Below are 22,936 nucleotides of genomic sequence, written 5' to 3' on the forward strand. Positions count from 1 at the left end.
AATCGAATACTCATCGCACTACGTTTGCTCACAACTCTAACGAGCGAAATTTTTCACGCAGATGATTACGGATCCCAATTGCGGTTAAATTCAAACTTACAATCACCGTCACTAATAAAAATGACGTCGCGTAAACCAAGGGTCTTGCCGCTTCAACATTCGGGCTTTGGAACGCAACATCATAAATATGATACCCCAAATGCATAAACTTACGATCAAGGTGAACAAAAGGAAAATGAACATCAACGGGTAATGTTGGTGCCATTTTTACAACCCCAACTAACATCAAAGGTGCTACTTCTCCCGCCGCCCTTGCCACCGCTAAAATCAACCCGGTCATAATTGCAGGGCTTGCCATAGGGAGCACTATACGCCATAACGTTTCAGCTTGAGTTGCGCCTAATGCCAAAGAACCATTTCTCACCGAACTCGGTATTCGCGATAAACCTTCTTCTGTTGAAACAATAACAACCGGTAATGTCATGATCGCCAATGTTAATGCCGACCATAAAATCCCAGGGGTGCCAAATGTTGGTGTCGGCAATTGGGCAGAGAAAAAGACATCATCAATTGTCCCCCCTACCATGTACACAAAAAAGCCTAACCCGAACACTCCATAGACAATAGACGGTACACCCGCAAGATTAATCACCGCAATACGTATGACCTTTGTAAAGTTATTATTCCCTGCATATTCATGAAGATAAATTGCGGCTAACACACCTAATGGCGTCACCATGACACTCATTAGCAATACCATAAATACCGTACCAAAGATTGCCGGAAAAACACCGCCTTCGGTATTAGCTTCACGGGGTGCTTCGGTTAAAAACTTATAAACCTGTTTCCCCCAATGCTGAAACTTTTCAATGAAGGTTAAATTATTGGGATACCAAATATCTAATACTTGAGACATCGATAAGGTGATTGTTTTACCTTGGCTATCTCGAAGTAATAAACTGGCACTATCTAATTGAGACTGTAGCGAAAACAAACGATTTTCAATGTTTTTATAAATCGTTTTATAGTTCAGTTCCTCTCGTTCAATTCGTGTTTTTTCGTCAGGCGTTAATTTATCTTTTAAGACTAATTGACGTTTTTCTAAACGTAGTTTTTCTAAATGCCAATTCGTATCTGCAATTTCAATCTGTTGTAATTTCTTTAATTCAGTTCTAATTTCAGAAGCTTCACTTAGCGCGACAGGTAAATAGTCCATGCTATTACGCACACCATTTGCCATTATTGCGATAGGATAGCCATAAAACTTACCATTCGTTTCTCGATCGACAACAGCAATATCTTTCGCTATTTCTTGGTGTTTTATTTGGCTTTTTAATACCGTAAAAAAGTCAGTCCCCACTCGTTCACGATTACCAATTTTGATGAGATAACGCATCTCAACCGGACCTGGCATATGAGACACATCAACCCCAGCTTCACGCAATTGCTGCAACGGGATCGCTTTACTGTCATACAACTCACCAATCACGGTTTGATTTTTACCTGCAATATCGATATCGAATTGATAAACAGGTGAAGGCCAAAAGTAGCTTAAGCCTTTATAACCAATAAGTAATAGTAATCCTAAAACAGCAACAAGGCTTAGGCTAACCGCACCCGCAGTTACCCAAATCCAAGGAGAGCCGGATTTAAACCATTTAATCATGATCACCTCCCTCTCTTATAGTGAACTGTATTTTTCACGTAAACGTTGCCTCACAACCTCAGCGATTGTATTGAATACAAAGGTAAAGACGAATAATACAAACGCCGCTAAAAACAATACTCGATAATGCGAACTTGCCACTTCAGATTCAGGCATTTCAATCGCAATGGTTGCAGCCAACGTTCTTAACCCCTGTAATAAATCCCAATCCATGACAGGTGTATTCCCCGTAGCCATCAATACAATCATCGTTTCTCCAACAGCTCGACCTAACCCCATCATTACCGCAGAAAAAATACCCGGGCTTGCTGTTAGCAATACCACCTTGGTTAAGGTTTGCCATTGAGTCGCACCTAATGCCAGTGAGCCTTTCGTTAAATGGCTAGGGACAGAGAACACCGCATCTTCTGCAATCGTGAAAATAGTGGGGATTACCGCAAAACCCATTGCGATACCGACAATTAAGGCATTACGTTGATCGTACCCAATACCATAATGATGAGATAAATAACTTTGTAAATCGCTGCCAAATAGCCACTGGGACAACCAAGGACTAACAGCAAAACAACCATAACCGACAAGTATTATCATCGGGATCAAAATAGCGATGTGAAAACCATGAGGGATACGTGATCGCCATTGTCCAGGTAACATCGACCAAATAAAACCAATCACAATCATGCTTATTGGCAAGGTAATAAAACTTAATGCAACCCCTGTCAGGTTCTGATCAACGATAGGTGCAAGCCAAATTCCAGCTAAAAAACCTAAGATAACCGTCGGTAAAGCTTCCATTAATTCAATCGTTGGTTTGATTATTCGGCGTACTTTAGATGACATGAAGTAAGCGGTATAAATCGCTCCCGCCAGTGCCAACGGTATCGCAAATAACATTGAATAAACCGCAGCTTTCAATGTACCGAAAATAATCGGTACCAAGCTTAATTTAGGTTCAAACTCATCGCTTGCTGATGTTGATTGCCAAACGTAATCAGGCTCAGGATATCCCTCATACCACACTTTTTGCCACAGTGATGAAATACCAATATCCGGATGGGAATTATTCACTTTATAGGTTTGCCACTTACCATTATCTAGCGTAAGCAACATATTCGCTTTCGGTGATATGGCGATATCTTGGGGGACAGTATCAAATACCTGATCTTGATAAATCACATCACGCTCAGAGGTATAATAAGCCGATACTCGACCATCTTGTTGAATAACAAAGAAGCCTTTGCGGTAATACTCAGGAACGATTTTCACAATAGGGCTAGAAGAAAAAAGAAAATCTCGCACCTTCACTAATTGACGTTTCTCATCTTTGACCACTTCAAACCATTGGGTGATCGTATTATTAGAGTTTGTTACTAATAAGGAGTTAGCCCCTGACAATAAATTAATCTTCTCTGGCGTTACTGTTTTATCATTGGATAGTTTTGTTGTTTCTCTTAATACCGCTTGCTGGTGTTGAAGAGAGTAAGTAAAGAGTGTCTTACCACTTAAGACATAAAGTGTTTTACCGTCAGGTGTTAATACAAGTTGCTCAACATTAGCTGGCACATCATCAATATTAAATTGAAATTGGTGCCATGTTTTATCTCCTGACGCGCTCATTTCAGAATGGGAGAACCTAACCACTGAAAGCTTATCTTGGTTAGTATAAGCGGCTAAAATAATAGTGTTATCACGCCCAGATACGGCTAATTTCTCAATAACATCTTGTTTAGCAACGACAGATAATGGCGCTTTTCCAACAGGGTAATCAATAACCGGAAATAGCTGCTTTTTGTTTTGATCAAACGTGAAATTAAAATCAGCTTTCACTATTTTTACTTGCCCGCCCGACAATGCATAGGCAACCAATCCATCACGTGGCAAACTGGTTGCAACGGCAGTAGGATCATTAACGAGTGTCTGTTGTTTAATCACCTGTCCTGATGCTGGTGGTGGCGATAAACGAATAAAATCTACCTGGCCGTCAGTAGTAAAACGATAAGCTAAGGTATTACTATCATCAATTCCTACTCGCGCAGTCTGACCCGGCAAGGTCAATGAGAAATGGAAGGCTGGTTTAACCGAAACAGAAGAGAAAATCGGAACAATAACGTAGAGTAAATAGAAAAAAATCAGTACCAAGGTTACAAGTACAAAAATACCGCCAGCCGTCACCCCCCAGCGCGCTAACTTATCTTTCATTCGGCGAAGATGATTTTCTCCCATTAAAAACGAACTGGCGTGTGCCATTATTACCTCAAACCTATTTATACGAACTAAAGTGTATTTCCATTACATGACACTTTTATTACAGGTGATATTTACCAAATATTACATATCGCACAGATTTATAAATCAGAACTGAAAGAGAATGTCATTAACAATCAATAAATCATGACAACTTACGCATTTACTCATTTGTGTCCATTTCAGCCATAGACAGCATAAATTGTTATTAGGATAATTATTGATAAGTATCAATCAGTTTGTTGCTTAATTGTCACTGCATCAACAACCATTACAAATAAGGAGAGCTGTAATGAAACAACTCATTATTACTGTTATAGGTAAAGATAAAACGGGACTGGTAGAGCAACTTTCAGACACGGTATATAACAATCATGCAAATTGGCTAAAGAGTTCATTAACTCAACTGAGTGGCCAATTTGCTGGAATTGTTCAGGTTGAAGTTTCACCTCAACATATTCAACAACTTAGCGATGCATTATCGCAAATTTCGGGGCTACAGATCCACATTGTCGAGGCACAAATCAAAGCTTCCTCACAACAGCAAATGCAGAAGTTAACCGTGACAGGTAATGATCGATTAGGAATTGTTAAAGACGTCACTACCCATCTACATCAACTGGGCATAAACATCTACAAGCTCAAAACTAAAACGGAAAGCGCCCCAAACTGGGGATACCCTATTTTTACCGCGCAATTTCAACTCGATCTGCCAACCGATCTCACCATTGATACCGTACAAGAACAATTAGAATTATTGGCCGACGATTTAACCATAGATGTTGAACAATAATTAAAATATTTGGCTGATAAAACAATCACTCAAATTTACATCTCACTGTAACGCTAATGCCTTATATTTGCCACAAACAGCTTAATTTTGTAATGCAAAGCAACAAGGACGAACACCGAGCATGACTACCGAAAATCTATATATTGAAAAAGAGCTAAGTTGGCTCTCTTTTAACGAACGAGTGTTACAAGAAGCAGCAGATAAGTCTGTTCCTCTCATTGAGCGAGTACGCTTTCTCGGTATTTTTTCCAGCAATACAGATGAGTTCTATAAAGTGCGCTTTGCTGATGTGAAGCGCCAGATCTTAATTCATGAAGAACAAGGTGGCAGTGATCAAGCCAAGCAATTATTGAGTAAGATCCAAAGTCGAGTACTAAAGTTAAATCAAGATTTTGATACGCTATACAATGAAATATTGTTAGAAATGGCGCGTCGTCATATCTTTTTAGTCAATGAATTACAGTTAGAAGACTGCCAGAAAGCATGGCTAAAACATTATTTCCAACACGCCATTTTACCTCATGTTACCCCAATTTTACTCACTGAGGATGTCGACATACTGCAAGTACTCAAGGATGAATGCTCCTATCTTGCTGTCGCTATAACTAAAAACAGTGAGACCCATTATGCGTTAATAGAGATCCCAACCGATCAACTGCCTCGTTTTGTTCAATTACCGAAAACTAAGGGGAAACGCCATAAAACCCTTATATTGCTTGATAATATTATTCGACTTTGTATCGATGATTTATTCAACGGCTTTTTTGAATATGACGATCTTGCCGTATTTGCGATGAAAATGACCCGTGATGCAGAATACGATCTCAGCCAAGAAGTTGAGCACAGCTTGCTAGAACAAATGTCAGAAGGGCTAAATCAACGCCTAACAGCTATGCCTGTACGCTTTGTGTATCAACGCGATATGCCCGGTGACATGATCAATGTGTTGTGCGATAAACTTCAAGTATCAAGCTATGACAGTGTGATCCCCGGTGGCCGTTATCACAATTTTAAAGACTTTATTGGTTTCCCTAATGTTGGTAGAAGCTATTTAGAGAACAAAGATCTCCCACCAATTAAAAGCTATCAATTCACATCAGCTCGTAATGCCTTTGATGCCATAAAAGCGCAAGATATTTTATTGTATTACCCGTACCACACCTTTAGTCATATTACAGAGTTGGTACGACAAGCCTCTTATGATCCCAAAGTTCGTAGCATTAAAATCAATATTTATCGTGTCGCTAAAAATTCACGCATTATTGAATCTATGATTGATGCTGCCAACAACGGTAAAAATGTAACCGTTGTTGTTGAACTGCAAGCGCGCTTTGATGAAGAAGCCAATATAGAATGGGCAAGGTGTCTCACAGAGGCTGGAGTAAACGTTATTTTTGGTGTGCCGGGGTTAAAAATCCACTCCAAACTTTGCTTAATAACCCGTAAAGAATCAGGCGAACTGGTTCGATATGCGCATATCGGTACGGGTAACTTTAATGAAAAAACCGCTCGAATTTATACTGACTTTTCACTCTTAACCTGTGATAAAGCCATTACTGATGAAGTAAAACAAGTCTTTGCTTATATTGCGAACCCGTATCGCCCGGTTGAATTTAACCATTTAATCGTCTCTCCTCGTAACTCTCGCTCTCGATTGTATGAACTCATTGATAGAGAAATAGCTCACGCCAAGCAAAAATTACCATCTGGTATTACACTTAAGGTCAATAACCTCGTCGATAGAGGCTTGATTAATATGCTATATCAAGCCAGTAACAATGGTGTGAAAATCAAATTGATTGTTCGAGGTATGTGTTCATTAATCCCCGGCATTAAAGGGATCAGTGAAAACATTACCGCGATCAGTATTATCGACAGATTTCTAGAGCACCCTCGCGTCGCGGTATTTGAAAATAATGGTGATAATGACGTTTATATTTCATCTGCTGATTGGATGAGCCGTAATATTGATAACCGCATTGAAGTTGGGTGCCCTATTAATTCACCGGTGTTAAAACAACGAATTATCGATATTCTCAATATCCAACTTTGCGATACCGTCAAAGCACGCATTATCGATGAAGGCATGCATAACCACTATGTACCGCGTGGCAATAGACGTAAAATTCGCTCACAAACGGCCATTTATGATTATCTGAAACACAGCGAGAAGAAACTGAAAAAGCACGCTGAAAAAACAGAGAAATAAGATGACAAAAACTAATTCTTCGCCACAACCTCGTGAAATAGCAGCTATCGATATCGGTTCAAATAGCTTTCATATGGTTGTGGCTCGCATTGTTGGTCAAAGCCTTCAAATTGTCAGTCGTCATAAACAACGAGTCCACCTTGCATCTGGGCTTGATAAACATTTAAACCTTGATCAAGCCGCCATGAATCGCGGCTTAAGCTGCCTTGCAATGTTTGCCGAAAGACTACAAGGCTTTAAACCTGAAAATGTCCGTATCGCGGCAACGTATACGTTACGTCAGGCGCAAAATGCCCATATTTTTCTCCAACGAGCTGAGCGTATTTTACCCTTCCCCATCGAGATCATTCCCGGAACAGAAGAAGCCCGCTTAATTTATCTTGGAGTTGCACATACCCAACCCGATAAAGGTAAAAAACTGGTGATCGATATCGGTGGCGGTAGCACTGAATTAGTCATTGGTGAAGACTTTGATACCCATATTTTATATAGCAAGCATATGGGGTGTGTAAGCTACAACAAACTGTTTTTTTCTAATGGAAAACTCAGTCGTAAAAACATTGCGGCGGCCCAACTTGCAGCACGCCAGAAGCTTGAAAGTATCGCCAGTAAATATACCGATATTGGATGGGATAAAACCTTAGGTTCATCTGGCACCATTAAAGCGATCCGTGAAGTGTTAATCGCTCAAGGTCATAGCGATGGGGTGATCACATCATCTCGTTTACACCGATTACTTGATCAAATTAGTGCCTTTAAACACCAAGATGATCTCGAACTTCCGGGCTTAACTGATGAGAGAAAACCTGTTTTTGCCGCTGGAGTAGCGATTTTAAGTGCCGTATTTGAAGCACTTGATATTGATGATATGCATTTTTCCAGTGGCGCATTACGCGAGGGGTTACTGTATGAAATGGAGCAGCGATTCCGTCACAGTGATATTCGTATTCGTACCGCTGATGCAATGGCAAAACAATACAATATAGACACTACACAAGCGAAACGTGTTCAAACAACTGCGATTGAAATTTACGATCAAATAGATACTCAACCGGGCATGAACAAAAATGAATTATCGACCTTGCTATCATGGGGCGCGTTACTTCATGAGGTTGGCCTAAATATTAGCTATCCCGGATTTCACCGCCATAGTGCATACTTACTTCGGTATAGCACTATGCCTGGATTTAATATCGAACAACAAACAGTACTTTCAACGTTAGTACGCTATCAACGTAAAACATTAAAACTGACTGAAATGCCCGAATTGACCATCTACAAACGTAAGCATCTTTACCCATTAATTCGTACCTTACGTATAGCCGTGGTGTTAAATGGGCAGCGCAGTGATGAACCATTACCACACATAAAAGTTAAGGCCGATAAAGAACACTGGCAATTAACCTTACCTAAAGGTTGGACAACAGAAAATAAATTACTCGCAGCAGATATGCGAACAGAACAAGAATATTGGCATAAAGCAGGATGGATGTTAGAAGTTAATGAATTGAGTGACTCATAGTTATACCTAACAGCTAAAACAACAACGCCAGCGATATGCTGGCGTTGTTAATTAAAGATTTATACTTGCCGTATTAGGCAGTAAACATCATCCACAGTTACAGCCCAAGCGCCGCCATATTTTGTTCAACAACCTTTACGGGCAACGGAATATAACCATCTTTTTGGACAATTTTCTGGCCGTCACTCGATAGAATAAAGCGCAGAAATTCACCTTCCATCGGTGCTAACGGCTTGTTCGGGTGTTTATTAACATAAATATATAAAAAGCGTGATAATGGGTAATGACCACTGACGGAATTCTCAATCGTCGCTTCAACGTAATCATCCCCTTCACGAGCCACAGGTATCGCTTTAATCCCTGTCGTTTTATAGCCTATCCCAGAATAGCCAATCGCATTTAATGAAGTTGATACCGATTGTACAACTGATGCCGATCCCGGTTGCTCATTAACATTGTTACGAAAATCCCCACGACACAGCGCATGCTTTTTAAAATAACCATACGTCCCTGAAACTGAATTTCGTCCATAGATCTGAATACCACGATCTTTCCAGCTACCGGGTAAGCCTAGCTGTCCCCATTCGGTAATTGGCTTTAATGCACCACAACGCAATGTTCGTGAATAAATCGCATCTAACTGCTCAAAGTTAATCCCCTTTAATGGATTATCTTCATGCACAAACACCGCAAGCGCATCGACAGCAACTTTAATCGCAGTCGGTTTATAACCATATTCTTGCTCAAATGCTTCAATTTCTTTGTTTTTCATTGCTCGGCTCATCGGGCCAAGTTGTGCTGTTGCTTCAATTAATGCGGTTGGCGCTGTTGATGAGCCTGCGGTTTGAATTTGAATATTGACGTTTGGATAGCGACGTTTAAATTCTTCCGCCCAATAAGTCATTAAGTTCGCTAGGGTATCCGAACCAACTGACGACAAGTTACCCGAAATGCCACTCACTTTTTGATAAGGCAATAAGCTAGTCTCTGCAACTTTAACGCTTGATGTTTCTATACTGGATGTTTCAGTTTCAGCCTGAGTGCTGCCAGCTAGTAATAACAACAATACCCCAACAAAAGATTTCAATCGCTTATCCATACATTTCATCTCTTTAATCACTTCTAAATATCACCGGCTAATTCAGCCGTTTGAGTGTTATCTGCAATTAATCGAGACGGTAGCGTAAATGCAAAGGTACTGCCCTTTTCAAGCTCACTTTCGATTTCTAAATGGGAGTCATGGTGGCTCAAAGCATGTTTAACAATCGCCAGTCCTAAACCACTACCGCCAGTTTCACGAGAACGGGCTTTATCCACACGATAGAAACGCTCTGTTAAGCGATGAATATGCTGAGCTTCAATGCCCTCACCGCTATCTGTTACTTCTAATCTTGCGCCGTTAGGCGAGCGATACCAACGAACCGTAATATCAGCATCACTTGGAGTATGTTTAACCGCGTTATAAACTAAATTAGAAATTGCACTACGTAGCTGATCATCATCACCTAAGACACTTAAGCTCTGATCAATCTCGAAATTAAAGTGCTGATTTTTATCACCACTGAGTGAGATCGCTTCTTTTTCTAAAATATCTAACATCGCAGGCACATCCACCACTTCCTCTAACTCAATGGTTGGAGCGGCTTCAATTTTTGACAAGGTTAATAACTGTTCAACTAGCGCATTCATTCGTGCTAATTGCTCCGTCATCACCCCATGTGCACGATCCCACATCGGTCCCGATAACATGTCAGGATCTGACGACATTTCAAGATAACCTTGCAGCACCGTCATTGGCGTGCGCAATTCGTGAGAAACGTTAGCAAAGAAATTACGACGCATACCTTCAAGCTGTTTAAGCTGAGATACATCACGTACCGCCATCAAATACTCACCTTCGGTATAACGCATGATCCTTAGCTCGAGGGTACGGTCATAGTTCATAGGTGAAGTGATTTCTAATGGCGTATCAAAAGATTGTCTTGCCAGATAACGGACAAAATCAGGGCTTCTTAATAAGTTACTGATAGGTTGACCCGCATCATCAGGCCAACGTAAGCCCAATAATTGCTGGGCTAATTTATTGCACCAAACGATATTGCCTTCACTACGGAATACAACAACCGCATCGGGCAATGATTCAGCACCATTACGGAAACGACGAATTAGGGTGGTGAGTTCTTTACGGCGACGACGGTTACGTTGTTGTAAACGATACATGCCATTAAATAGCGGCTCCCAACTACCAGAGCCAGAAGGAGGAGTAAGGCTACGATCTTTCCATAACCAATCTGACATTTTCAATTGATTGTGGAAATGCCAAATCAGTTGAATCCAAGTTGCGACGAGTAAAAACCATGGTAAATAACCGAAAATCATACCAAGGATGATCCACGGTAGATAAAACAGAATTAACTCCCATACCAATTTTTTCCATGACAATCTTTCGACCATGCTTTACTCCTTGCAACGGAGTTATGGTATGGATCCGTTACATTAAATTTCTTTACTCGTACAAACAACACAACCTCCAACCTTATCGAACTGCGATAATGGGTGAAGGCTCGTATTTTTATTTATATAGCCAACCCGAGTGTGGGTTGTGAATCACTACTATGGGCGAGTTGAGAAGCGATAACCTGCTCCACGTACCGTTTGCACCATCTTATCGTGTCCGCCTGATTCTAACGCTTTACGTAAACGACGAATGTGAACATCAACAGTACGATCTTCAACATAAACGTTAGTGCCCCAAACATTATTAAGTAACTGTTCACGACTATAAACGCGCTCTTGGTGCGTCATAAAGAAGTGCAACATTTTAAACTCTGTTGGGCCCATCTCTAATGGCTCATCATCCGATGTCACACGGTGCGATACAGGATCTAATTTAAGTCCTTGCACATCAATAACATCATCTAATGCTGTTGGTGACACACGACGCATAACGGCTTTTAAGCGTGCCATTAACTCTTTCGGAGAGAATGGTTTGGTGATGTAATCATCCGCACCTACTTCAAGACCACGAACCTTATCTTCTTCCTCACCACGTGCTGTTAACATAACAACAGGGATTTGGCGTGTAAGTTCATCGCGCTTAAGGTGTTTGATCAGGTTAATACCTGAACCGCCGGGTAACATCCAGTCCATGAGAATAAGCTCAGGATAAGGTTCGCACATTTTTTCTAGTGCTGTGTCATAGTCCTCAGCTTCGATCGCTTGATAGCCCTTTTGCTCCAACACGAAACATAGCATTTCACGAATTGGAGCTTCATCTTCTACCACAAGAATCCGTCTTACCATAATCAAATATACCTAGTCGTTTGCTTCATCTGACATGCGCCATTATGTGTTCTTAATATTACACTTTTGTGACTTATTGTAATAAAAGTATAAACCAAGTTGAATACGTAGCATTTAAATACTCTCACAATTTATAAAATAACGAGATGAATATTAAATAATTACAATGAGTTAATGTGTATTTATATTAATCTTTTATGGCAATATTACTACGTCCGCCACCTTGTGCTTCAACAGCCACTTGCACCCCGATACGCTCAACTAAAGTGCCAACGTGGGAGATAACGCCAATTTGTCGACCATCAGCTTGAAGTGCGTCAAGGCAGGCTAATGCCATTTCTAAACTATCGGGATCTAGGGTGCCAAATCCTTCATCAATAAACAGAGAGCCAAGTTGACGCGTATCTGCCGCCAGAGAAGCTAAGGCTAAAGCCAAAGACAACGACACTAAGAAACTCTCGCCCCCCGAGAGCGATTCCACACTACGTACTTCATCACCCATATCATGATCGATAACCTGCAACGCCAACGGGCTTCCCGGTACCGGTTGTAACGCATAACGTGGCGCAAGATCTTGCAAGTGATGGTTAGCATTAATCACTAGCTGTTGCAGCGTTAATCCTTGAGCCAAGGTACGGAATTTATTACCCGTAGCCGAGCCGATTAAATCGCTCATTTCCATCCATAGCTCGGTTTGCGTTTGCTGGGTGGTTAATGCTGAGCGAAGATCACCAGCTTGTTTCTCAGCTTGCTCGCCTAAATCTAAGCGCTGACGCAATTGGAAGACTTGATCATCAAGTTGCGATTTTTCCGTCTGCCATTGGCTAAACAATTGCTGTTGAGTTAAGGCGTCATCACTAATGTCATGTGCGCTAAACCACTGCTTGGCTAATTCAACCGTCGGCTGATAATCTACCTGTGCTTGCTGTCTTTCTTTAACAATGGTTTCACCTTGCGACACCGCTTGCTCTAGCTGTTTTAACTCACTGCGCTCTTGCTGTAACCATGCCTCATCGTGACTTAATAACGCCGTTAACTCAGCCTCAGTTAACGCGAGTTTTTCCAACCATGCTTGCCACACTTGTTGTAGATTCTGTTGTGCTGTTTCATATTCTGCTAGTTGTTGGGTCGCGTTCTGATGTTTGGTTAACTCTGCTGCAATCACTTCTGCCAATTGGTTTAATTGTGTTTGTCGCTGTTGGCATTGTTGCTGCTGTGCGTCAACATCGGCTTTAGCTGAGCGTTCAATCGTATCGAGTGGCTGATCGCCAATAAGCTCAATACGTTGTTGCCAACAAACCTGTTGCTCTTGAGCAAGACGGGCTACTTTTGCCGTTAACTCATCGGCTTGTTGCTCACCATGCTGAACGCTATTGGTTAATGTCGCGAGCACTGGTGCAAGCTCTGTTAGCTGTTTTTCAAGCAGTAATTGTTGCTCAATATTGGTTTGATATTGTTGAACTTGGCGCTCTAAATCGGCAATAAAGCCTGCTTTACCTTGCTGAGCTAATGCATTTATCCATGCGTCATTACCATAGATTGTCATTAACGCCTGCTGTCTTTCAGCTATCACGTTTTGCACATTATTAGACTGCGCCGTAAACGCATTAAGTTGTTCTTGCGCTTGAGTTTGCTGCTGAGTTAGCAGATAGCATTGCTCTTTCAGATCCGCTTCTTGCTTAGTTAATTGCTGTAATTGAAGCTGCTGTTGCTTCACCTCTTCAATCAGCACTTTACGCTGTTCACCCTGAACTTTAATCTGCTGCATTTGCGATTTAGCATCATCGACTGCTTGTGACCAATGTGCTTGATAATGAGAAAGCTGAGCTAAATCGCTGTCAGTCGATAAGGTAATTTCAACCAAAGTAATAGCATCAAGTTCCACTGCCATTAAGTCTGTCCAGTGGCACTGCTGCTGATTCACTAACCCTTGAATGTTGTTATTTAATCCTGCGATATCTTGCTCAAGCTCGGTTTGACGTTGCTTATCTTGGGTGATGGATTGAGTTAGCTGGCGCTGCTCGGCATTAGTATCTTGTAATTGCTGGGCTAATTGCTGTAATCGCTGTTGTTGTTGGCTAATAATGCTTTCAACTTGCGGATTATGCTGCTGATAAGGATGATTTTCAGAGCCACACAGTGGGCAAGCTTCACCTTCAACAAGCTGCTCGCGATAGTCATTTAAGCTCATGACAGCACGGCTTTGGTTTAACTGAAGCTCTACTTCTTTATGCTGAGCACCAAGTTGTAATACCTCAGGCGCTAATGCCGCTAAACGTTGCTCACTGCTAGCAATATTCGTCACTAAACCTTGCTGCTGAAGCTGAGATTTATCGCGCTGTTGAAGCAAACCATGCCATTTATCTAGGCCGAATAAACTCTCTTTAAGCTTACTACTTAATTGCTGATATGCAGCGTAATGCTGGCGTTCTTGATCTTGCAATTGTTCTAATGCAGTTAGATCGTGCCCAGCGGTTCGCTGCGTTAATTGCAGCTTTTGCTGATCTAATGCTGATAACTGTTTATCCAATTGGATCTGCTGCTGCGCCACGCTCGTTAATGTTGTTTCACGCTGTTTTATTTCAGTTTGCAGCTGTGCAGTTTGGCTTTGCGCTTGTTGATACTGGCTGATGTTATCTTTAATCGCATTTTGCTGCTCAGCCAAGGCTTTTACCCCTTGCGTTTGAGCCAATGCAGCGGTCACTTGTTGCTGTTGTAACTGGGCGGCTTGTTGCTGTTGTTGCTTACTCACAAGTTGCTCACGCTGGGTCGTGAGGTCTTTATTTAAGCCAATAAATTGCTGCTGCAACTCTGCGCTTTGTTGCTGTAAAGCATCACGCTTTTGCTCAATACTTGCCGCTTGTTTTAGCTTTGGCTCAAGATCGGTTAACAGCTGTTGTTTTTGCGCTAATTGCTGCTGGCTTTGCTCTACATGGGTTTGTAATTGCCCTTGTTGTTGCTGCTTAGCTGTTAATTCAGCGGTCGCTGATTGCAATGATTGCTGCCACTTGAGCACTTGTTGCTGTGCTTGGGTTAATAGCGTGAAATCACCGCGAGCAGGCAGTGCTTGCTCATATTTGGTCAATTGCAGATAACGCGGCGCGGCTAATTGTTGGTCTTGCTTGGCTTGTACTAACTGCTGCTCACTTTCACCAATACGTTGAGTCAGTTTTTCAGCATTCACCAACACATCTTGATGCTGTTTTAGTTGCTCTAACTTTTGTTGCTGACTATTAACTTGTTCACGAGCACTGACCAATTGAGTATTTAATGCTTCGCGCTCTTCGTCTGTTAACAGTGCAATATCACCTAACTTACCTTGAAGTTGCGTCAGTTTTAGCTTTTCATCTTTGGCACGTTCATGAGCTGCAATAGATAATCGACCGTAGATTTCACCGCCCGTCATACGCTCTAACAGTGCTGCACGTTCATCAGCTCCTGCTTTTAAAAATGCCGCGAATTCGCCTTGTGGCAACATCACAGCACGACGAAACTGATCGAAGCTCAAGCCGATCAGCTTTTCAATTTCCGCTTGTAGTTCTTGTTTTTTACCCGCGAAACGCTGCCCTGTTTCAATGTTTTCTAACCATTGTTCAGCGGCTTGAATTTTGCCTTCTGCACGACCACGCGCACGACGAACATGCCAATGCGAACGCCAATGTGAGCCATCATTGGCAATAAAATCGACTTCGGCAAAACCTTCACCTTTACCGCGCGATAAAATACTACGCACATCATTGGCTTTGATGCGGTTATCTTCATCATCACGACCGATTTCAGCATCGTTCTTTTTGTTTGATTGCAAACGCGGAATACGATCAAACAACGCCAAACAAATCGCATCGAGCAAGGTTGATTTACCTGCCCCTGTTTTACCTGTGATCGCAAACAAGCCAGCGTCGCCTAATCTGCCACCCGCAAAATCAATCTCAAATTTGGTTTGTAAACTCGCTAAATTTTCACCACGAAGCGCAAGGATTTTCATTGTTATTATCTCTCTTATTCTTGTTCTTCAACTTGAGTTAATAGGGTTTCAAACGCTTCAGCCATTGCTTCGGTTGGCTCACCATCGAATTTCTTATTCCAACTTAATGCGAACACTTGTTGCGGCGACACCTCTGATAATCGACGGTGTTGCAAGCTATCTTGTTGCTCACAGTGGCTGTAATGGGGCGTAATTTTGGCAAGACGAACGGATTTGCCTTCTAATGCTTGCAGCACTTTTTCACGCAATAAGGCTTGTGGTTTATCAAGCAACACATGCACTTCTAAAAAGGGTTGTTGCTCACGTGGCAATTCATCGTCAGGTAAGGCTTTTAATGCAGCTAACACTTCATCTAGCGGTGTGGGTTTGGTTGGCACTTTAAGCATATCGACACAACGAGGAATAATTATCTCTTCAATCGCTTTAACGTTACTGCCATCAAATTCTACCGCTAGAATTTGATGAGGATAATTACGCTCTGACATCGATAGTGGAATCGGCGAACCGCTATAACGAACATGCTCTTTCTTCGCCACTTTTTGGGCTAGATGCAAATGTCCAAGCGCGACATAACTCATATCATCAGCAAAAATTGAGGCTGGTAACGCATGTTGATTACCGCCAAGTACACGGCGTTCTGACATTTCAGATAATTGCCCTGATGCCATATACGCATGTCCCATGCCGATCATCGCTTGTTCTGGCGCAAGCAATTCACGGGCGGCTTGGGTCATATCGCTATATAGCACTTCTACCCCTTTAATTAAGCGGTCTTCGTTTTCATCAAGATGATCGGTACGTAAATCGGCACTGCGCAAAAACGGCACAGCGAGTACATACGCGGCAGTTTGTTTATCTTTATTAGTGATAGGCACCAGCATACGCTTAACATCTAAGGTACCATCTTCTAAACGATGGATACCGCCAACCATATGCAAATCAAAGGCTTTTAATAGTTCATGAGGCGCATCAAGCTTACTTGGTGAATCATGGTTACCGCCAATCATCACTACATCTAAATTCGGTAGGGCTTTCGACACTTTTGCCAAAAAGCGATATAACATGCGCCATGCGCTAGCGGGTGGGTTGGCAGTATCGAAAATATCGCCAGCGACTAACAAGGCATCCGCTTGCTGGGCTTCAAGTTCATCGGCTAGCCAATCTAAGAACGCTTGATGTTCATAGTCGCGGTTATAACCGTGGAGTTGATGCCCTAAGTGCCAGTCAGAGGTATGGATAATTTTCATAATATAATGCGCAACCTAGCCAGAAATAATCTGCTGATTGTACCGTGAGATCTCCCAAACCACATCTGCTATTTCACTGCCTTACTCTGCTATCACGGAATTTTATTTTTGATAAATAAGTCAGGGAGTTAGTTTGGGGAAACAAGGTATGTTTTTAGGTGAGTAAAATGAAAAAGACCGCTATGAAGCGATCTTTTAAATGTGTATTTAACAATAACTCTATTTATGCGTACTAACTAATATCACTTTGTTGCGCAGTTTCTTTAATACGCTCACTGTTATTTAATGTCCACTGATGAAAACGATTAATTAAACTGCTTTCTTCATCAGTTATATTCACATAGTTAATGACGGCTCTAGATAACATCATGAAAGCTTGCCCTTCCCAATAGACATTTATTTGTTCTCTATCTGGAACATTGAAGTGTTTAAGTTCATTTTTCACAAAATTAAGATGATCATTTCTTATCTTTGAATCGTTATCTTCTACGTCAAAGCATTCTCTAATTTTATAAGGCGCATCATCACTGAATGATTTTTTACCATTATGTGTTAGATATTTACCAAATATTTCCTCTGCAGCACCAGCAAGAGTAATGCAGCAAATATAGTCTTTTTCATTCAAAAAAAGCTCTATTGCTCTATCTAACTGTACTACAGCGATCTCTAATTTCTTCATGAACATTATTCCATATTAATAAATAGATTTGCTCTTAATAGCCCTATTTAACAATAAACATCTTTTATGCACTATATAATCTGTGTTCACATAAAAAATGAGTTAAAGCCGTCCTTCTCCAAGCAAAAATCACCGTTTCTCGTTTCAATAGCCACGCAATATAAGTAAAAATGTTATCAAACAGCATAATTGCTCTGTTTCAGCACTTCTGTATTTTATTATTCAACAATGTAACTCACTTCATTTTCCATAAATTCAATAACCTATACCCCATCCCGATCCTAATTCATACCATCAATACACATTGTTACCATTGAGTAATAATTAATTACCAAATCACGCAATTGTTTTACTTATTGAAAGAATTAATATAGCCACATCGAAACGCAAAAAGCGTTCACAAAAATTCAAACAAAAGGTTTTATTACTCATGAAAACAGTTATTAAAGCAACCATCGCAGCCGCTATTATCGCAACATCTTTTACTGCTGCAGCAAAAGACGGTAACTTTACTGGCAACATTAACTTTAATAAATCAACAACTAATGCAGTTAATGTTGGTCACTACCAAAAACAAAGTACCGCAGAGCGTTCTCACTCTGGCTTAGTATTTTCACAGCACACAGCTGCATTAAACTTTTCTGAAAAGCTACTTTCAGCAGCAGATAAGTAAGCATTAGCCATAACGAACGCTAGTCATTTTTTATTATTACCGTTTAACTATTTTTCTTTATATTTTTCATTAATTACTAATAAAAAAGTAATTATTTTGCTTCTTGTTACGCCCTACAAATGGCTGAATACACTACTTCAGTCTTATTATAAAAAATAAGGTCAATCCAATGACAACATTAACAGAAAAGCCAGGCATCACTCTGATCAAATCAGGTACTTTTAAGCTAAATGATTTAAGCAAACTGTTAGAAGTTGAAGGCTTAAAAAGTGATATGGCTGAAGTTGCTGTAACCAACAACAGCGCACCATTGACGATTGGTCATTTCACTATGTCTCCAGGCGTAGAGTTTGAATACTTCTACGATTCAGTAGAATACAAAGTGGTTACTAAAGGTAAGATCGTAATGCGTGATACCGACGGCAACAAATACGTTGCTGAAGTGGGCGACGTTATTCTGTTCTCACCTGACGTTACTGTTATCTTCGATGCAGAAAGTGACGGCGAAGCAATCTACACAGCACACCGCCAAGCTGCAGCAGATTTCGCACCTGCTAAATAATTTCATTGCCAAATGAATCCTCTAAAGCCTTGAGTTTTGCTCAAGGCTTTTTGCGACTTAAGTATTTAATTCTATTATAGAATCCTTACCCCCTAAGGATTGCAAAAAATAAATATCCACAAGATCATAAGATCCCACCTAGACTCTATAGTAATTTTTAAACTTATCATTTCGCCTTTCAATAAAGTGCTCTTTCATGATCGGCTAATAACTTTTTATTTTTGTTAACAGGTTGACGGTGATTGCGCTGCCATTCCACAACTCGATGGCAGTTTTGTTCCCCCAAAAGCACAGGCGGCGAATCGCGCGGCTGAGCATTTAGCCAAAAGTTTAGGTGTTTTTTTGTATGGTAAACCGTTCACTGACTTTATCTTTAAAGATCGCGGAATGGTGGTTGCGGTTAGCCATTACTTTGCAGTTGGCTCTTTTTCTCCCAGCTCTGAAATGGAAAGCCAAAAGCCAATTTGTATTACATGGGCTACTTATTCACCACATCTACGATACGATTTTCCGTTTACACCAAAGAACCATCTGTAACATGTTTACGGTTTCTCAGTTAATGGTTGCTAAACGTATGAAAGCGCTTTTAAAACCTAAAATATAACGGCTTTATTGTGAGAGCATAAATTTAATTTTACTCACAGTTTAGTAAGTTATTACACAATCTTAAGCTTCAATCACAAACGCCTCTTAGTAATTTTTAGCGGTTAGGTTAATATGTGCCCCCAACTGTTTAACCCTAGGAAGTGTGACTGCCATGATGTGGTTTAAGAATTTACTAACCTACCGCTTTACGCGTGAAATTGATTTAAATGCAGACCAACTGGAAAAACAGCTGGAAGAGTTTCGCTTCACGCCTTGTGGTAGCCAAGATATCCAAAAATTTGGCTGGGCACACGCATTAGGCAAGCATGGTGATATGTTCACCCATGTTTCTGGCGACAATATTTTAATTTGTGCGCGTAAAGAAGAAAAAATGCTGCCTGCTTCTGTGATCAAAGAATCACTGAATAACAAAGTTGAGATGCAGGAAAAAGATCTTGGTCGTAAGTTGAAAAAGACTGAGAAAGATACGCTTAAAGATGAAATCGTGATGGATTTACTGCCTCGCGCTTTCAGTCGTCAATCGCAAACTTTCGCTCTGATCATGCCAAAGCTTGGCTATATTGTGGTTGATGCAGGCAGCTTTAAAAAAGCAGAAGATATGCTGGCGCTACTACGTAAGTCTATCGGTAGCCTACCTGTTGTGCCTGTTGTACCTGAAAAACCATTAGCGCTAACCATGACAGAATGGGTGCGTAGCAATCAAGCGCCTCATGGTTTTACTATCGGTGAAGAAGCGGAATTTAAAGCGGTTGAAGAAGATGGCGGTGTGATCCGTTGTAAGCAACAAGATTTAAACTGCGACGAAATTCTTGCACATATAGAAGCAAACAAAGTGGTAACGAAACTGGCTTTAAACTGGCAAGACCGTGTCGACTTTGTACTTGCTGATGATTTAACCGTGAAGCGTTTGAAGTTCTCTGATGAAATCAAAGATCAAAACGAAGATATCGACCGTGAAGATATGGCGCAACGCATTGATGCAGACTTATCACTGATGGGTGGTGAATTCTCTGCGTTCTTACCAAACCTATTTGAAGTGGTTGGTGGTTTAGAAAATAAAGGCTAATCCCTTTTATTAGAACAACATCGAATACATAAAATAAAAGCCGTGATGCTCTGTTGTTTTACAACCAAGCGCCACGGCTTTTTATTGATCAGCGGATTGATTACATGCTCATTCCCATGCCTGCATTGGCTTTTTTACCTAAACGGTAATACCAAATAGAAAGCGGAATAAAGATCAGATTCATCACTGTGGTCATGTTCATACCAAAACCAGATTGGTTTAACGTACGTAAGGTTTGATCGGTTGTGACCCAACCGAAGCCATTGAAGATCGCATCAACACATAACCCTGTAAATAAAATCGCCATGAACAGTAAACCCACCATCCATTTTGTTGGGCGTTTACCGTAATATTTTTGATAAACACGCATCATTGGAATAGTTAATACATCGGAAAGAATAAAGCCAATCACCCCACCAAATGAAATACCACCATGCCATAGTGCTGCTGCCAAAATTAAGTTACCCACCGAGCAAACATAAGCAATCATCGCGACAAAAATACCGATGATGACATCCAGCAACGAGTGTAACCAAGCGGGTAACCCTGCATCGTTACTGATAAATAAGGCGCGCCAACCTTCTTGAGGCACTAAGGCAATTAAGATTGATGATACAACAACACCAATTAAGATCTCTTTGCCTATCATCGCCAAATCCATTTGGAAAAAGCTGGCAGATTTGGTTATTTTTGCCATTACGCCAGTGTCATTTTTTGATGGCATAGCCATGTTAGACATATCCATACCGCAATCACTGCTGTCATGTTTCATGTTAGACATGTCCATGCCGCAATCACTGCTGTCATGCTTCATGTTAGACATATCCATGCCGCAATCACTGCTGTCATGCTTCATGTTAGACATATCCATGCCGCAGTCACTGCTCTCATGCTTCATCTTCGACATGTCCATGCCGCAATCACTGCTATCATGTTTCATGTTAGACATGTCCATGCCGCAGTCACTGGTGTCATGCTTCATGTTAGACATGTCCATGCCGCAGTCACTGGTGTCATGCTTCATGTTAGACATGTCCATGCCGCAGTCACTGGTGTCATGCTTCATGTTAGACATGTCCATGCCGCAGTCACTGGTGTCATGCTTCATGTTAGACATGTCCATACCACAACTGGCTTTTTGTTGCGGCACGGCATTGGCTATGTGCTGACGTAATTCTTGTTCAACATCTTTGGGATAAAAACGGCTAAACAAAAAGCCAACGGTGGCGATTAAGATCAAGCCACCAATGACCTCACCCCATAAGAATGTCCATCCCATTAGTGCCACCAGCACAATAAACATTTCCACTATCAAGTTAGTACTAGATACTAAAAATGCCATTGCATTGGCAATTGTCGCCTTTTTGGCTAACAAGGTATGAGACAAGGACGCGGCAGCATATGAACACGACGATGACATCATGCCTAATAGCGTGGTAAAGCTAAGGCTTTTCACATCGGTTTTACCCAAGTGTTTCACCACAGTATCAACGGGTAATAAATTGCGAATAAAAGAAGAGAAGATTAAGCCGAACGCTAATGGCCAGAAGATTTGCCATGACATGTTAAAAAACACAGAAATGACATGGAAGATGATATTGCTATCCCCACTTTCCATGAAGACACCTTTATTGTTATTTATAAGAGAGATATCGGTTAAGCATAGTACGCTTACCTAAAGCATTACATCGCTTTATCACTCAAACTAACTTTGCAAATGTGTCTTAGTAAAAACGCAATAATATCAAATAGTTTACGTGTTGTTAGGATAACAATGACAAGTTGTTAAATGATCGTTCACCATGCCTACGGCTTGCATAAAGGAATAACAGGTTATTGCCCCAATAAACTTAAACCCTTGCTTCTTTAGTACCTTACTCATGTACGTAGATTGCTCAGTTTGAGCTGGCATTTCAGTCATGGTTTGCCATTGATTAACAACCGTTTTGTATTCTACAAACTGCCAGAAAAAATCAGCTAATGGCGTTTGTTTGCGAATTTCAATCAACAAGGCAAGGTTATTTAAAGCGGCCGCTATTTTACCGCGATGTTTTATCACATCAAACTGCTGGCAAATATGCTCGACCAACACTTCTCGTGGTTGTGGCAATAATTCTGCTTCAATTTTAGCTAAATCAAAATCAAGAAATGCAGCCCGATAAGCCGGGCGTTTTCGCAGCACGATTAACCAACTTAATCCACTTTGCATACTCTCTAAAATAAAACATTCGGCAAGGGCGTTATCATCACACGTTTTTTTGCCCCATTCGGTATCGTGATAATGCTGTAGCAGTGGATCGGTTGTTGCCCAGTCGCAGCAAGTAGATGGCGTACTCGGGGTTGTCATAATACTGTCCTTATAAAAAAATACGGGAGTATCA

16 protein-coding genes and 1 pseudogene are annotated in these 22,936 nt (G+C 41.0%); 7 read left to right on the top strand and 10 right to left on the bottom strand.

From position 1 onward, the window contains the following. Positions 1-28: 28 nt before the first annotated feature. Together pstA and CTN01_RS16395 are read right to left on the bottom strand one after the other, a co-directional pair. A complete protein-coding gene (gene pstA / locus CTN01_RS16390) occupies positions 29-1,666 on the bottom strand; it encodes a phosphate ABC transporter permease PstA (protein ID WP_045148215.1) in 1,638 nt (545 codons plus the stop codon). 15 nt (positions 1,667-1,681) lie between these two features. Continuing rightward, positions 1,682-3,913, bottom strand: coding sequence for an ABC transporter permease subunit (locus CTN01_RS16395; RefSeq protein ID WP_045148214.1), 2,232 nt, complete (start codon positions 3,911-3,913; stop codon positions 1,682-1,684). Between the two features lie 289 nt (positions 3,914-4,202). On the opposite strand from CTN01_RS16395, the gene CTN01_RS16400 reads away from it, so the two are divergent. From CTN01_RS16400 to ppx, 3 genes are all read left to right on the top strand, one after another. Further along, positions 4,203-4,703: a glycine cleavage system transcriptional repressor gene (locus tag CTN01_RS16400; protein ID WP_045148212.1), complete on the top strand. Its 501-nt coding sequence runs from the start codon at positions 4,203-4,205 to the stop codon at positions 4,701-4,703. A gap of 121 nt (positions 4,704-4,824) precedes the next feature. Next, positions 4,825-6,912, top strand: coding sequence for a polyphosphate kinase 1 (ppk1, locus tag CTN01_RS16405; protein WP_045084296.1), 2,088 nt, complete (start codon positions 4,825-4,827; stop codon positions 6,910-6,912). A gap of 1 nt (position 6,913) precedes the next feature. Further along, the gene (gene ppx, locus CTN01_RS16410; RefSeq protein ID WP_045084297.1) at positions 6,914-8,434 is read left to right on the top strand and encodes an exopolyphosphatase; all 1,521 of its coding nucleotides are present in this window, start codon (positions 6,914-6,916) and stop codon (positions 8,432-8,434) included. A gap of 97 nt (positions 8,435-8,531) precedes the next feature. Here the strand turns inward: ppx and CTN01_RS16415 are convergent, their stop codons facing one another. The 6 genes from CTN01_RS16415 to CTN01_RS16440 form a co-directional block, all read right to left on the bottom strand. Beyond that, positions 8,532-9,542, bottom strand: coding sequence for a PstS family phosphate ABC transporter substrate-binding protein (locus tag CTN01_RS16415; protein ID WP_173425637.1), 1,011 nt, complete (start codon positions 9,540-9,542; stop codon positions 8,532-8,534). A 14-nt stretch (positions 9,543-9,556) separates the two neighbouring features. Next, positions 9,557-10,888 carry a phosphate regulon sensor histidine kinase PhoR gene (gene phoR, locus CTN01_RS16420; RefSeq protein WP_005369347.1) on the bottom strand — a complete coding sequence of 444 codons (1,332 nt, stop codon included), beginning with the start codon at positions 10,886-10,888 and terminating at the stop codon, positions 9,557-9,559. Between the two features lie 159 nt (positions 10,889-11,047). Beyond that, a complete protein-coding gene (phoB, locus tag CTN01_RS16425) occupies positions 11,048-11,737 on the bottom strand; it encodes a phosphate regulon transcriptional regulator PhoB (protein ID WP_005369349.1) in 690 nt (229 codons plus the stop codon). 187 nt (positions 11,738-11,924) lie between these two features. Then, positions 11,925-15,722, bottom strand: a complete 3,798-nt coding sequence (locus CTN01_RS16430) for an AAA family ATPase (RefSeq protein WP_045148211.1) — start codon at positions 15,720-15,722, stop codon at positions 11,925-11,927. Between the two features lie 14 nt (positions 15,723-15,736). Then, positions 15,737-16,969, bottom strand: coding sequence for an exonuclease SbcCD subunit D C-terminal domain-containing protein (locus tag CTN01_RS16435; protein ID WP_045148209.1), 1,233 nt, complete (start codon positions 16,967-16,969; stop codon positions 15,737-15,739). Between the two features lie 232 nt (positions 16,970-17,201). Next, complete coding sequence (locus CTN01_RS16440) at positions 17,202-17,648, bottom strand: hypothetical protein (RefSeq protein WP_052666579.1); 447 nt, start codon at positions 17,646-17,648, stop codon at positions 17,202-17,204. 430 nt (positions 17,649-18,078) lie between these two features. On the opposite strand from CTN01_RS16440, the gene CTN01_RS16445 reads away from it, so the two are divergent. From CTN01_RS16445 to rdgC, 4 genes and pseudogenes are all read left to right on the top strand, one after another. Continuing rightward, positions 18,079-18,321, top strand: a complete 243-nt coding sequence (locus CTN01_RS16445; RefSeq protein WP_045129750.1) for a hypothetical protein — start codon at positions 18,079-18,081, stop codon at positions 18,319-18,321. Positions 18,322-18,490: 169 nt separating this feature from the next. After that, positions 18,491-18,883 carry a cupin domain-containing protein gene (locus CTN01_RS16450; RefSeq protein WP_045084301.1) on the top strand — a complete coding sequence of 131 codons (393 nt, stop codon included), beginning with the start codon at positions 18,491-18,493 and terminating at the stop codon, positions 18,881-18,883. A gap of 237 nt (positions 18,884-19,120) precedes the next feature. Next, positions 19,121-19,487, top strand: a pseudogene (locus CTN01_RS16455) (NAD(P)/FAD-dependent oxidoreductase); the annotation flags it as partial. Between the two features lie 156 nt (positions 19,488-19,643). Continuing rightward, positions 19,644-20,555, top strand: a complete 912-nt coding sequence (gene rdgC / locus CTN01_RS16460; RefSeq protein WP_173425458.1) for a recombination-associated protein RdgC — start codon at positions 19,644-19,646, stop codon at positions 20,553-20,555. A gap of 100 nt (positions 20,556-20,655) precedes the next feature. Here rdgC and CTN01_RS16465 read toward each other — a convergent pair whose 3' ends face one another. Continuing rightward, positions 20,656-22,173, bottom strand: a complete 1,518-nt coding sequence (locus tag CTN01_RS16465) for a permease (RefSeq protein WP_107342193.1) — start codon at positions 22,171-22,173, stop codon at positions 20,656-20,658. Between the two features lie 135 nt (positions 22,174-22,308). After that, positions 22,309-22,902: a DNA-3-methyladenine glycosylase I gene (locus CTN01_RS16470; protein ID WP_045150432.1), complete on the bottom strand. Its 594-nt coding sequence runs from the start codon at positions 22,900-22,902 to the stop codon at positions 22,309-22,311. Between the last annotated feature and the right edge of the window lie 34 nt (positions 22,903-22,936).

The sequence above is a fragment of the Photobacterium angustum genome (assembly GCF_003026365.1).
Lineage (GTDB): Bacteria > Pseudomonadota > Gammaproteobacteria > Enterobacterales > Vibrionaceae > Photobacterium > Photobacterium angustum.